The 12251-nt window shown below is 57.1% G+C and carries 12 protein-coding genes and 4 tRNA genes; 12 read left to right on the top strand and 4 right to left on the bottom strand.

All coding sequences use genetic code 11. The features are described from left to right. Nucleotides 1-56 precede the first annotated feature (56 nt). Nucleotides 57-467: a PA0061/PA0062 family lipoprotein gene (locus GIW28_RS19765; RefSeq protein ID WP_017136457.1), complete on the top strand. Its 411-nt coding sequence runs from the start codon at nucleotides 57-59 to the stop codon at nucleotides 465-467. Here GIW28_RS19765 and GIW28_RS19770 read toward each other — a convergent pair. Continuing rightward, nucleotides 464-625: a hypothetical protein gene (locus GIW28_RS19770; protein WP_017136458.1), complete on the bottom strand. Its 162-nt coding sequence runs from the start codon at nucleotides 623-625 to the stop codon at nucleotides 464-466. The genes GIW28_RS19765 and GIW28_RS19770 overlap by 4 nt on opposite strands. A gap of 197 nt (nucleotides 626-822) precedes the next feature. On the opposite strand from GIW28_RS19770, the gene GIW28_RS19775 reads away from it, so the two are divergent. Then, a complete protein-coding gene (locus tag GIW28_RS19775; RefSeq protein WP_017136459.1) occupies nucleotides 823-1485 on the top strand; it encodes a peptidase C39 family protein in 663 nt (220 codons plus the stop codon). A 111-nt stretch (nucleotides 1486-1596) separates the two neighbouring features. Here GIW28_RS19775 and pbpG read toward each other — a convergent pair whose 3' ends face one another. Together pbpG and folD are read right to left on the bottom strand one after the other, a co-directional pair. Further along, nucleotides 1597-2520 carry a D-alanyl-D-alanine endopeptidase gene (pbpG, locus tag GIW28_RS19780; protein ID WP_017136460.1) on the bottom strand — a complete coding sequence of 308 codons (924 nt, stop codon included), beginning with the start codon at nucleotides 2518-2520 and terminating at the stop codon, nucleotides 1597-1599. A 208-nt stretch (nucleotides 2521-2728) separates the two neighbouring features. Next, entirely contained in the window at nucleotides 2729-3583 is an 855-nt protein-coding gene (gene folD / locus GIW28_RS19785; RefSeq protein WP_017136461.1) for a bifunctional methylenetetrahydrofolate dehydrogenase/methenyltetrahydrofolate cyclohydrolase FolD, read from the bottom strand. Between the two features lie 276 nt (nucleotides 3584-3859). On the opposite strand from folD, the gene GIW28_RS19790 reads away from it, so the two are divergent. The 5 genes from GIW28_RS19790 to GIW28_RS19810 all read left to right on the top strand — a co-directional run bounded on the left by GIW28_RS19790 (nucleotide 3860) and on the right by GIW28_RS19810 (nucleotide 5100). Continuing rightward, nucleotides 3860-3936 (top strand) — tRNA-Arg (locus tag GIW28_RS19790). 32 nt (nucleotides 3937-3968) lie between these two features. Continuing rightward, nucleotides 3969-4044: transfer RNA gene (locus GIW28_RS19795), tRNA-His, on the top strand. A gap of 56 nt (nucleotides 4045-4100) precedes the next feature. Next, a tRNA-Leu gene (locus GIW28_RS19800) sits at nucleotides 4101-4185 on the top strand. A 76-nt stretch (nucleotides 4186-4261) separates the two neighbouring features. Next, nucleotides 4262-4337 (top strand) — tRNA-His (locus tag GIW28_RS19805). A gap of 169 nt (nucleotides 4338-4506) precedes the next feature. Continuing rightward, nucleotides 4507-5100, top strand: a complete 594-nt coding sequence (locus GIW28_RS19810; RefSeq protein WP_099550018.1) for an RNA polymerase sigma factor — start codon at nucleotides 4507-4509, stop codon at nucleotides 5098-5100. 2 nt (nucleotides 5101-5102) lie between these two features. On the opposite strand, the gene GIW28_RS19815 is transcribed toward GIW28_RS19810, so the two are convergent. Next, nucleotides 5103-5363, bottom strand: a complete 261-nt coding sequence (locus GIW28_RS19815; RefSeq protein ID WP_032865532.1) for a hypothetical protein — start codon at nucleotides 5361-5363, stop codon at nucleotides 5103-5105. A 224-nt stretch (nucleotides 5364-5587) separates the two neighbouring features. Here GIW28_RS19815 and tig point away from each other — a divergent pair, with 224 nt between their 5' ends. The 5 genes from tig (at nucleotide 5588) to GIW28_RS19840 (ending at nucleotide 12038) form a co-directional block, all read left to right on the top strand. After that, on the top strand, nucleotides 5588-6898 hold the full coding sequence (gene tig / locus GIW28_RS19820) for a trigger factor (RefSeq protein WP_017136463.1): 1311 nt from the start codon (nucleotides 5588-5590) through the stop codon (nucleotides 6896-6898). 91 nt (nucleotides 6899-6989) lie between these two features. Beyond that, the gene (gene clpP, locus GIW28_RS19825) at nucleotides 6990-7625 is read left to right on the top strand and encodes an ATP-dependent Clp endopeptidase proteolytic subunit ClpP (protein ID WP_003174822.1); all 636 of its coding nucleotides are present in this window, start codon (nucleotides 6990-6992) and stop codon (nucleotides 7623-7625) included. Between the two features lie 112 nt (nucleotides 7626-7737). Further along, nucleotides 7738-9021, top strand: coding sequence for an ATP-dependent Clp protease ATP-binding subunit ClpX (gene clpX / locus GIW28_RS19830; RefSeq protein WP_017136464.1), 1284 nt, complete (start codon nucleotides 7738-7740; stop codon nucleotides 9019-9021). Between the two features lie 199 nt (nucleotides 9022-9220). After that, entirely contained in the window at nucleotides 9221-11617 is a 2397-nt protein-coding gene (gene lon / locus GIW28_RS19835; protein WP_017136465.1) for an endopeptidase La, read from the top strand. Nucleotides 11618-11765: 148 nt separating this feature from the next. Continuing rightward, nucleotides 11766-12038, top strand: a complete 273-nt coding sequence (locus GIW28_RS19840; RefSeq protein WP_003174819.1) for an HU family DNA-binding protein — start codon at nucleotides 11766-11768, stop codon at nucleotides 12036-12038. Nucleotides 12039-12251: the final 213 nt, after the last annotated feature.

Below are 12251 nucleotides of genomic sequence, written 5' to 3' on the forward strand. Positions count from 1 at the left end.
GGCGATACATTTGAATCGCCTTCAACGTTTTTACTGATGCCCTTTGGAGCCCTGCCATGTCATTCAAACCTCTGTTGTTGATCCCCGCGCTTGGTGTTGTTTTGTTGTTGTCAGCCTGCGCCGGCCCCATCCCTAAAGCTGACCCGAGCGAGGCATGGATTGGTCTGAAGGAAGAAGCGCCAAATGACCTGATGGCCGAGCGCGTCGACGGCCACCGCGTGGATGACGGTCGCTATTTTGAAGTGACGCCGGGGGGCCATCGTTTGGATGTGACACTGTTTGAAGAAGAGCCGGGCGACGACAACCAGCAAGACTGCCAGGGCCGGGTCGAGTACAAGAACTTCAAGGCGGGTGAGCACTACACGCTGGTGGAATCCAGCCTGGGCACTACCGTGCGTGCCGTGCTCAAGGACGGTCGCGGCAAGGAAGTGGCCGCGACTCAAGACTTCAGTTGCATGCCTGGCTAGGCGTGATGCACCGCGGCCTTGTGCGGCTTGGCGGGTGCAGCCGGTGTGACATGGGGGTGGTGATGCCGACGCGTTACGCGCATCACGCCCCACAGCATGGCGGCGGCTACTGACAGCCAACCGCAGACCAACAGGAAAATCGTTGTTGCAAGGCTCATTCTGGCCTCCTTTCGCCCCGCTGGGGGCACACACAGTCTTCTCAATGGACAGTCTAGCCAGCTGACGGTTGCGTGCTATTGACCAATGGTCGAATCGGTCCAACTTGTTGGCTATATCAGCAGCCTGTCGCTACTCCCTAAACGCGATTGGGCTATGATCTGGGCCCTTACCGGCCGTTGATCAAGAGAGTAAAAAATTGCGCTTACGCTCGAACGTTAAAACCTCCTTGCTGCTGGCGTGCGCCCTCGGGCTGGCGGCGTGTTCCGGGCACCCGTCGAAACTGGCGGGGTTGCCGGAGCGCGTTGAACTCACGGGTGTGCCGGCGTATCGCAGCGAGGCCTATCAGAGCGGTCCTTCAGCTTTAGCCAGCATGCTGTCGCAACAAGGCATTGTCATGACACCCGGCTTGCTGGACAAACCGCTGCACTTACCGGGTGGCGAGGCGAACCTTGAGCGCAATATGCAGGTGCTGGCGCGTGAATACGGGCTGATGGTGTACCCGCTGGACAGCCAGCTGACGGCCGTGCTGGCGCAAGTGGCGGCGGGTTACCCGGTGATGGCGCGGATCAACCCGAGCATGTGGTCGGGCACGCGTTATGTTGTGGTGGTGGGGTTCAATCAGCAGAAAAGCACCGTGCTGCTGCGCTCGGGCATGGACCGACGGCTGTTGATGAGCTTCAGTAATTTTGAGTCGGCGTGGAAGAGCGCGGGGCACTGGGCGATTTTGACCCAGCGCCCGAGCCAGTTGCCGGCGAATGTGGATGTGCAGCGCTGGCGCGATTCTGCCAATGCCACGGCGCAGGCCGGGCAGGAGCAGGCGGCTGCGCAGGCGCTCAAGGTATTGGCGGAAAGAAAGTAAAAACGCTGAAGGCTATAGCCTGTGGGAGCTGGCTTGCCTGCGATGCAGGCAACTCGGTTTATCTGTTGCACCGCGTTGATGCTATCGCAGGCAAGCCAGCTCCCACATTATTCAGCGGCGCACTTCAGCCGCGTTCGGGCGATTCTTCAGGTTCTTGTCGGCCTTGTAGCGCAAGGCCACGTCCGGCACCGAACCGCCGCGCCCCGTTTCGACCCAGTTGCGGATACGCGTGGCATCGGCAAAGTGGGTGAACTTGCCGAACGCATCGAGGATCACCAGCGACACCGGGCGGTTGCCCATGCTGGTCACCAGCACCAGGCAGTGGCCGGCCTGGTTGGTGAAGCCGGTCTTGGTCAGCTTGATATCCCAGTTGGCGCGGTTGATCAGGTGATCGGTGTTGGAGAAACCCAAGGTGTAGTTGGGCTTGCGGAACGCCACGGTCTTTTCCTTGGTGGTGCTCAGTTGGCTCAGCATCGGGTATTTACGCGCGGCGGCCAGCAGCTTGCTCAGGTCGCGGGCGGTGGACACGTTGTGAATCGACAGGCCGGTGGGCTCCACGTAGTGCGTGCTGGTCATGCCCAGTGCCTTGGCCTTGGCGTTCATCGCTGCAATAAACGCCGGGTAGCCGCCCGGGTAGTGGTGGGCCAGGCTGGCGGCGGCGCGGTTTTCCGAGGACATCAGGGCGATCAGCAGCATTTCCTTGCGCGGCATTTCGCTGCCGATTTTCACCCGGGAGAACACGCCTTTCATTTCTGGCGTGTCCTTGATGTTGATGTCGATGTACTCATCCATGTTCTGTTTGGCTTCGAGCACGATCAGGCCGGTCATCAGCTTGCTGACGGAGGCAATTGGCACCACCACGTCGGGGTTGCTGGAATAGATGACTTTGTTGGTCTGCAGGTCGACCAGGATGGCGCTGCCGGAAGCAATCTGCAGTTTTGAAGTATCACGCGGGGCGAGGGTGGTTTCGCTGGCGTGCGCGAAGGTGCCTGTAAATGCAAAAAATAGGCTGACAAGAGAGAGACGAATTTTCACGCGGGTGAACTCGCTAAAAAAGTAAGGAAAATGCCGTTCGAGAACGGTTTTTTGATAAATGCCGTTACATTTTAGGAGTATGGACGAAGAACTGTCGAATGTTCTTCTAGATCCAGACGAAAGTGCTTAAAAACTATGAAAAAAGGGTTTTTAGCCGTTCAATAAAAAGCCCTGCGATAAGGCAGGGCTTTTTCAGTACGGCAGGTTATTAGCCGTGCAGGCTTTCTGCGGCATACAGGGTGTTTTCCAGCAGGCACGCACGGGTCATCGGGCCGACACCGCCGGGTACCGGGGTGATCCAGCCGGCACGCGGCAGGGCGGTTTCGTACACCACGTCGCCGACCAGCTTGCCGTCGTCCTGACGGTTGATGCCCACATCGATCACGATCGCGCCTTCCTTGATCCACTCGCCCTTGACCAGGCCCGGCTTGCCCGCGGCAACCACCACCAGGTCGGCACGGCCAACATGGCCGGCGAGGTCTTTGGTGAAACGGTGGGTGACAGTCACGGTGCAGCCGGCCAGCAGCAGCTCCATGGCCATCGGGCGGCCAACAATGTTGGAGGCACCAACGACTACGGCATCCAGACCGTACAGATCGACGCCGGTGCTCTCCAGCAGGGTCATGATGCCCTTCGGGGTGCAGGGGCGCAGCAGCGGGATGCGTTGGGCCAGGCGGCCGACGTTATAGGGGTGGAAGCCGTCGACGTCTTTGTCCGGGCGGATGCGCTCCAACAGTTTGGAGGCGTCCAGGTGCTCGGGCAGTGGCAGTTGCAGCAGGATACCGTCAATGGCCGGGTCGTCGTTGAGGCCGTCGATCAGGTCGGTAAGCGCCTGCTGGGTGGTCTCGGAAGGCAAGTCGTAGGCCTTGGAAATAAAGCCGACCTCTTCACAGTCTTTACGCTTGTGCGAGACATAAACCTGAGAGGCAGGATCGCTGCCGACCAGGATCACCGCGAGGCCAGGCGTGCGCAGACCTTGCAGGCGGCGCTCGGTGACTCGTTTGGCGATCTGCTGGCGCAGGCTGGCGGCGATTGATTTGCCGTCGATAAGTTGTGCAGTCATTACGCGTGATTAACCATCGAGAGGGGGAAGAAAAGTGCGCGCATTCTCGCACGCCATGACGTGAGGGCAAAGGCGCTTGGTCTGCAAATTGCCCTAACCCCTTAAATAAAATCAGTTTTTTTCAAAAAAGATTTGACGGGTATCAAGGCCGTCTATACTATTCGTCGCACTTGTCGGGCACAGCCTAGCACTGGTTAAGAAGGTCGAGCAGATAGAGCTGTTCTGCAAGGCTGGAAGCACTTAGTTTGTAATCTTCAACGAGTACAGATTAATAAGGCGCCCGTAGCTCAGCTGGATAGAGCATCCGCCTTCTAAGCGGATGGTCGCAGGTTCGAGTCCTGCCGGGTGCGCCATTAGGCAGCTTTGGCACAAGTAGCGCTATATGGTGGGCGTAGCTCAGTTGGTAGAGCACGGGATTGTGACTCCCGTTGTCGAGGGTTCGATCCCCTTCGTCCACCCCATATTTAGAAAGGCGCCAGATTAATCATCTGGCGCCTTTGCTTTAAGAGTTTCAAGCGCGGATGTGGTGGAATTGGTAGACACACTGGATTTAGGTTCCAGCGCCGCGAGGCGTAAGAGTTCGAGTCTCTTCATCCGCACCAATTAAGCGTCACCCAGCCATCAGGCAGGGTGAGGCCAGACAAGGAAGGTGTTCGAGTTCCTTGTTGAAGCAATATGGTGGGCGTAGCTCAGTTGGTAGAGCACGGGATTGTGACTCCCGTTGTCGAGGGTTCGATCCCCTTCGTCCACCCCATATTTTAAAAAGCGCCAGATCAATGATCTGGCGCTTTTTTTTTGCATCCAAAAAATGCCCTGCCGCGTATGTACTGACGAGGATGGCCGTGGATGGGCCTGGATCCTCATCCGCTGCTACGTGGAGGGTCTGAAAAATGTTGGCACAACAGCAGGATCAAAGTCAGGGAATGGCGGTTGGTGAGGCGCATTTGCTCGGGCGCCTGCTGTTGGGGGAGCAATCGGCCTATTGCGACCTGGTCAAAACTCATCAGGGCGCCATGCGTGCGGTGGCTTCGGCGATCGCCGGGCATCGGCATGTCGATGATGTGGTGCAGGATGCCTGGTTGGCGATTGTGCGCGGGCTGAGTGGTTTTCAGGGGCGCTCCAGCCTCAAGACCTGGGTGCTGACGATTACGGCCAATAAAGCCAAGGGCCGCTATGGTCGGAGTCGGCGCGAAGTGTTTTTCGATGACTCGCAGGGTCAGGAGCGCTTTTGCGCCGCCAGTGGCCAGTGGCTGTCGGCACCGGCGGGCTGGCATGAAGATACGCCCGAGGCGCTGGTCAGTGAAGACGAACTGCGCGCCTGTATCGAGCGCGCGTTGCAGGAACTGTCGACGCTTCAGAGCGCTGCGCTTGTGCTGCGTGAGCGGGTAGGGCTTGAGCTTGAGGAGATTGCCGAGTTGCTGGGCGTCAGTCTGTGCAATGCGCGGGTGCTGCTGCACCGGGCGCGCAGTCGGGTTTTTGCCGCCATCGACCGGCATCAGGCCTGTGGCGTTGATTGACGTCAAGAAAAAACAAGCATTCTCAATGCCTTGGCGTTAGAATCGTTGCCGGTTTTGAGCGTGTAGAACTGATCCGCGGCTATATAAGGGTCGGTACAGCTATTTAATAGCGAATAACGGCGCAGTACCTGAAAAAGGGCTGTGCCGTTTTTGTTTGAGTGTTTTGAGTTTCCAGGGTAGGGCGTTTCATCGTATTTGTGTTTCTCGATGCTGCTGCCACACCCTTCGACCTTGCTTGCAGGGTCGCTCGCCGGGGTATGCATCCAGCCTCTTCTATATATAGAAGGGCTGGCGCTAGAGCCCTGGCGTGATGCGCTGTATTTGCTAACGGGATGAGGTGCATGCGTGCACTTGAACCTATAAATGGCCTGCTGTTTTTCCACCCGTTTTCAGTAGGGTGACTTCTTGAGTTTGACCCACTAGAATGCATGCCCTTGATTCTGGGGTCGGAAACGGCCGGCTAACGTCTGTGCAACGAGGAATATCCATGCAAGTTTCTGTTGAAAATACTACTGCCATCGAGCGCCGCCTGAGCATCACCGTGCCGGCAGAGCGTATTGAGACTGCGGTCAACAAGCGTCTGCAGCAGACTGCCCAAAAGGCCAAGATCGCTGGTTTCCGTCCAGGCAAAGTGCCAATGAGCGAAATCAAGCGTCGTTTTGGTGCCGATGCGCGTCAGGAAGCTGTTGGTGACGTGATCCAGGCTTCCTTCTACGAAGCCGTTGTCGAGCACAAGCTGAACCCAGCGGGTTCGCCTTCGATCGAGCCTAAGTCCCTGGAAGCCGGTAAAGACCTGGAATACGTTGCCGTATTCGAAGTGTTCCCGGAATTCACCGTTGCCGGTTTCGAAGACATCGCCGTTGAGCGCCTGAGCGCTGACGTGGCAGATGCCGACCTGGACAACATGCTGGAAATCCTGCGCAAGCAGAACACCCGTTTTGAAGTGGCCGACCGTGCCGCCCAGAACGAAGACCAGTTGAACATCGATTTCGTTGGCAAGGTTGACGGCGAAGCATTCGCTGGCGGCTCCGCCAAGGGTACCCAGCTGGTGCTGGGTTCCAACCGCATGATCCCGGGCTTCGAAGACGGCCTGGTTGGCGCCAAGGCCGGTGAAGAGCGCGTTCTGAACCTGACTTTCCCTGCTGACTACCAGAACCTGGACCTGGCCGGCAAAGCCGCCGAGTTCACCGTGACCGTCAACAGTGTTTCCGAGCCTAAGCTGCCTGAGCTGAACGAAGAATTCTTCGCCCAGTTCGGTATCAAGGAAACCGGCATCGACGGCTTCCGTACCGAAGTTCGCAAGAACATGGAGCGTGAGCTGCGTCAGGCCATCAAGTCCAAGGTCAAGAACCAGGTGATGGATGGTCTGCTGGCCGCCAACCCGATCGAAGTGCCCAAGGCCCTGCTGTCCAACGAAGTGGATCGCCTGCGCGTTCAAGCGGTTCAGCAGTTCGGTGGCAACATCAAGCCTGACCAGCTGCCGGCCGAGCTGTTCGAAGAGCAAGCCAAGCGCCGCGTTGTGCTGGGTCTGGTCGTGGCTGAAGTGGTCAAGCAATTCGACCTCAAGCCTGACGAAGATCGCGTTCGCGAAATGATCCAGGAAATGGCTTCGGCCTACCAGGAGCCTGAGCAGGTCGTGGCTTGGTACTACAAGAACGACCAGCAACTGAACGAAGTACGTTCGGTTGTGCTGGAAGAACAAGTTGTGGATACTGTTCTGCAGAAGGCTAAGGTGACCGACAAAGCGGTCTCTTACGAAGAAGCAGTCAAACCGGCGGAAGCAGCACAAGCCGACTGATTGTCCAACTCGTTCGAAATATAACCATAAGCCAGCCTCGCGCTGGCTTATGCGTTTTCAAGACATGACTATTTGGGAGTAACTGCAGAGCATGTTCCGTAATTCCTATATTCAGCAGAACTCTGATATCCAGGCCGCTGGCGGCTTGGTCCCGATGGTTGTCGAGCAATCTGCTCGTGGCGAACGCGCCTATGACATCTACTCGCGCCTGCTCAAGGAGCGAGTGATTTTTCTGGTCGGCCCGGTAGAGGACTACATGGCCAACCTGATCTGCGCGCAACTGCTGTTCCTTGAAGCGGAAAACCCGGACAAGGACATCCATCTTTACATCAACTCCCCGGGCGGCTCGGTTACTGCAGGCATGTCGATCTACGACACCATGCAGTTCATCAAGCCAAACGTGTCGACTACGTGCATCGGCCAGGCCTGCAGCATGGGCGCTTTCCTGCTGACCGCAGGTGCCGAGGGCAAGCGTTACTGCCTGCCGAACTCGCGCGTGATGATTCACCAGCCGTTGGGCGGTTTCCAGGGCCAGGCATCGGACATCGAAATCCACGCCAAGGAAATCCTGTTTATTCGTGAGCGTCTGAACACGCTGATGGCCAAGCACAGCGGGCACACCCTGGAAGAAATCGAGCGTGATACCAACCGCGACAATTTCATGAGCGCTGAAGCTGCTCGTGAATACGGGTTGATCGACGCAGTGATCGAAAAGCGCCCCGCTTAATATAAGCACCTCAAAATAAGGCTGGTCGGCATGTCCGACCACCGGCGGGCTTGAAAAAGCCCGCATAAGCCTTCATCTTGTGTTGCAAGCCTATCGGATTTGGATCGAACGAATGACTGACACCCGCAACGGCGAGGACAACGGCAAGCTGCTCTATTGCTCCTTCTGCGGCAAAAGCCAGCATGAAGTACGCAAATTGATTGCCGGCCCCTCGGTGTTTATCTGCGACGAGTGCGTCGACCTGTGCAATGACATCATCCGCGAGGAGGTGCAGGAAGCCCAGGCCGAGAGCAGCGCGCATAAATTGCCTTCGCCTAAAGAAATCAGCGGCATCCTTGATCAGTATGTGATTGGTCAAGAGCGTGCAAAAAAGGTTTTGGCGGTAGCGGTGTACAACCACTACAAGCGCTTGAACCAGCGTGACAAGAAAGGCGACGAAGTCGAACTCGGCAAGAGCAACATCTTGCTGATCGGTCCTACAGGCTCGGGTAAAACCCTGCTTGCAGAAACCCTCGCTCGTCTGCTGAACGTTCCATTCACCATCGCCGACGCCACCACCCTCACCGAGGCTGGCTACGTGGGTGAAGATGTCGAGAACATCATTCAGAAGCTGCTGCAAAAGTGCGACTACGACGTAGAGAAGGCCCAGATGGGTATTGTCTACATCGACGAAATCGACAAGATTTCGCGCAAGTCCGACAACCCGTCGATCACTCGGGACGTTTCCGGTGAAGGCGTGCAGCAAGCCCTGTTGAAACTGATCGAAGGCACGGTTGCTTCCGTACCGCCACAAGGCGGCCGCAAGCACCCGCAGCAGGAATTCCTTCAGGTTGATACGCGCAACATCCTGTTCATCTGTGGCGGTGCTTTCTCGGGGCTGGAAAAGGTTATTCAGCAACGTTCCACCCGTGGCGGCATCGGCTTCGGTGCAGAAGTGCGCAGCAAGGAAGAAGGCAAGAAGGTGGGCGAGTCCCTGCGTGAAGTCGAGCCTGACGATCTGGTCAAGTTCGGTCTGATCCCGGAATTCGTTGGCCGTCTGCCGGTCCTGGCCACGTTGGACGAGCTGGATGAGGCTGCTCTGATTCAGATCCTCACCGAGCCGAAAAACGCCCTGACCAAGCAATACGCCAAGCTGTTCGAGATGGAAGGTGTAGACCTCGAGTTCCGTACCGACGCGCTCAAATCAGTGGCCAAGCGGGCACTGGAGCGCAAGACCGGTGCACGTGGCCTGCGTTCGATCCTCGAAGGCGTGTTGCTCGACACCATGTACGAAATCCCCTCGCAATCCGAGGTGAGCAAGGTGGTGATCGACGAAAGCGTTATCGAAGGCAAATCCAAGCCACTGTATATCTACGAAAACAGTGAGCCGGCTGCCAAGGCTGCACCTGACGCGTAAGCGTCAAGCCGTCGCAGTACAAGCAAGGGCCTTTCGAGGCCCTTTCTTTTTATGTGGCGGTTTTTCGGGGCGGTTTGTGTTTTGCGGTTAAATTCGCGTTTATTCATGCGTTTAACTGCTGGCATTGAGCTTGTTTTTTTTGCGTACAGCCCCCATCTTGGTTTCAAGCTAATTTTTCAACTGTCATAGAGGCGAAATCATGAAGACAACCATTGAATTGCCTCTCCTGCCGTTGCGTGATGTCGTCGTCTATCCGCACATGGTTATCCCGCTGTTCGTGGGGCGCGAGAAGTCTATCGAAGCCCTCGAGGCTGCGATGACGGGCGACAAGCAGATCCTGCTGTTGGCCCAGAAGAATCCTGCTGATGATGATCCAGGCGAAGATGCCCTGTATCGGGTCGGTACCGTTGCGACTGTTCTGCAATTGCTCAAGTTGCCCGATGGCACCGTCAAGGTGCTGGTCGAAGGCGAGCAGCGTGGTGCGGTCGAGCGCTTCATGGAGGTGGACGGTCACCTGCGCGCCGAAGTGGCGCTGATCGACGAAGTCGAAGCCCCTGAGCGCGAATCCGAAGTGTTTGTGCGCAGCCTGCTCTCGCAGTTCGAGCAGTATGTGCAACTGGGCAAGAAAGTCCCGGCTGAAGTGCTGTCGTCCCTAAACAGCATCGATGAGCCAAGCCGCCTGGTCGACACCATGGCCGCGCACATGGCGCTCAAGATCGAGCAGAAGCAGGACATCCTCGAAATCATCGACCTGCCGGCCCGTGTTGAACACGTGCTGGCGCTGCTGGATGGTGAAATCGACCTGCTGCAGGTTGAGAAGCGCATCCGTGGTCGCGTGAAGAAACAAATGGAGCGCAGCCAGCGCGAGTACTACCTGAATGAGCAGATGAAGGCCATTCAGAAAGAACTCGGCGACAGCGAAGAAGGCCACAACGAAGTCGAAGAGCTGAAAAAGCGCATCGACGCCGCCGGCCTGCCTAAAGACGCCCTGACCAAGGCCATGGCTGAGCTGAACAAGCTCAAGCAAATGTCGCCAATGTCGGCCGAAGCCACCGTGGTGCGTTCCTACATCGACTGGCTGGTGCAGGTGCCGTGGAAAGCTCAGACCAAAGTGCGCCTGGACCTGGCCCGTGCCGAAGAGATCCTTGACGCCGACCACTACGGCCTCGAAGAAGTCAAAGAACGCATCCTCGAATACCTCGCCGTGCAAAAGCGCGTGAAGAAAATTCGTGGCCCGGTGTTGTGCCTGGTCGGCCCTCCGGGTGTAGGTAAAACTTCCCTGGCCGAGTCGATTGCCAGTGCCACCAACCGTAAATTTGTGCGCATGGCCCTTGGCGGTGTGCGTGATGAAGCGGAAATTCGTGGCCATCGCCGTACGTACATCGGTTCGATGCCAGGAAGATTGATTCAAAAGATGACGAAGGTGGGTGTGCGCAACCCGCTGTTCCTGCTCGATGAAATCGACAAAATGGGCAGCGACATGCGTGGCGATCCGGCCTCGGCGTTGCTCGAAGTGCTCGACCCCGAGCAGAACCACAATTTCAACGACCATTACCTGGAAGTCGACTACGACTTGTCCGACGTAATGTTCCTGTGCACCTCCAACTCCATGAACATCCCGCCAGCCCTGCTGGACCGGATGGAGGTGATTCGTCTGCCGGGTTACACCGAAGACGAGAAGATCAACATCGCCGTCAAATACCTCGCGCCCAAGCAGATTTCGGCCAATGGCCTGAAAAAAGGCGAGATCGAATTTGACGTCGAAGCGATCCGCGACATCGTGCGTTACTACACCCGCGAAGCCGGTGTGCGTGGCCTTGAGCGTCAGATTGCGAAGATCTGCCGCAAAGCGGTCAAGGAGCACTCGCTGGAAAAACGCTTCTCGGTGAAGGTGGTTGCCGATTCCCTGGAGCACTTCCTGGGCGTGAAGAAATTCCGTTACGGCCTGGCTGAGCAGCAGGATCAGGTAGGGCAGGTGACGGGCCTGGCGTGGACCCAGGTGGGCGGCGAACTGCTGACCATCGAAGCGGCGGTTATCCCGGGCAAAGGCCAGCTTATCAAGACCGGTTCGTTGGGTGATGTGATGGTCGAATCGATCACCGCCGCGCAGACCGTGGTGCGCAGCCGCGCCAAGAGCCTGGGGATCCCCCTGGACTTCCACGAGAAGCACGACACCCACATCCACATGCCGGAAGGGGCGACCCCCAAAGACGGCCCTAGCGCCGGTGTAGGCATGTGCACGGCACTGGTGTCGGCACTGACTGGCATTCCTGTGCGTGCCGATGTGGCGATGACCGGGGAAATTACCCTGCGGGGTCAGGTATTGGCCATCGGTGGTCTGAAAGAGAAATTGCTCGCTGCACACCGAGGCGGTATCAAGACCGTGATCATTCCGGAAGAGAATGTTCGCGACTTGAAGGAAATTCCTGACAATATCAAGCAGGATCTTCAGATTAAACCGGTTAAATGGATTGACGAGGTCCTGCAAATTGCGTTGCAATACGCGCCGGAGCCCTTGCCGGATGTGGCTCCGGAGATTGTCGCGAAGGACGAAAAACGCGAGTCCGATTCCAAGGAAAGAATTAGCACGCATTAATGCGAATGAGCCTGGGGGCTTCCTTGACAGCTTTTTAGAGCCCTTGTTATAAAGCGGCTCTTAAGTGTCTGTAGGCCATTCAGCACTGGTTTTTGCTTTCACCAAAAAACTTAGAATCATACTCAATAGATATATAAGGGGACTTAGAGTGAACAAGTCGGAACTGATTGATGCTATCGCCGCATCCGCTGATATCCCGAAAGCTGCTGCTGGCCGTGCGCTGGACGCAGTAATCGAATCCGTCACTGGCGCTCTGAAGGCCGGCGACTCCGTGGTACTGGTAGGCTTCGGTACTTTCTCTGTGACTGACCGCCCAGCTCGCACTGGCCGTAACCCACAGACTGGCAAAGCACTGCAAATCGCTGCTGCCAAAAAACCAGGTTTCAAAGCCGGTAAAGCCCTGAAAGAAGCGGTTAACTAAGCTTCGTTCAAGCCTTGCCTACCCGGGTCAGACGCAGGTCTGGCCTGGCAGCGGAGCGGCAGCTGACCCACGTATCCATCGGGTCGCCAGGGCCTGGGGTGTTGGTTCAAAACCCCGTCCGCTCCGCCAGTTACGAGAAGGCGCATCCTCGGATGCGCCTTTCTTCTATCCGGACTCTACCCACGCTCCACGGTTGCCTAATTTTTGAAGATC

Source organism: Pseudomonas sp. PA-5-4B, assembly GCF_021606215.1.
GTDB classification, from domain to species: domain Bacteria; phylum Pseudomonadota; class Gammaproteobacteria; order Pseudomonadales; family Pseudomonadaceae; genus Aquipseudomonas; species Aquipseudomonas edaphica.

Excerpts from the sequence above, each read along its gene's own strand:
- GIW28_RS19765 (WP_017136457.1), top strand. The coding sequence starts at position 57 with ATGTCATTCAAACCTCTGTTGTTGATCCCCGCGCTTGGTGTTGTTTTG.
- GIW28_RS19770 (WP_017136458.1), bottom strand. The coding sequence starts at position 625 with ATGAGCCTTGCAACAACGATTTTCCTGTTGGTCTGCGGTTGGCTGTCA.
- folD (WP_017136461.1), bottom strand. The coding sequence starts at position 3,583 with ATGACTGCACAACTTATCGACGGCAAATCAATCGCCGCCAGCCTGCGC.
- GIW28_RS19810 (WP_099550018.1), top strand. The coding sequence starts at position 4,507 with ATGGCGGTTGGTGAGGCGCATTTGCTCGGGCGCCTGCTGTTGGGGGAG.
- GIW28_RS19815 (WP_032865532.1), bottom strand. The coding sequence starts at position 5,363 with ATGCATACCCCGGCGAGCGACCCTGCAAGCAAGGTCGAAGGGTGTGGC.
- tig (WP_017136463.1), top strand. The coding sequence starts at position 5,588 with ATGCAAGTTTCTGTTGAAAATACTACTGCCATCGAGCGCCGCCTGAGC.
- clpP (WP_003174822.1), top strand. The coding sequence starts at position 6,990 with ATGTTCCGTAATTCCTATATTCAGCAGAACTCTGATATCCAGGCCGCT.
- clpX (WP_017136464.1), top strand. The coding sequence starts at position 7,738 with ATGACTGACACCCGCAACGGCGAGGACAACGGCAAGCTGCTCTATTGC.
- lon (WP_017136465.1), top strand. The coding sequence starts at position 9,221 with ATGAAGACAACCATTGAATTGCCTCTCCTGCCGTTGCGTGATGTCGTC.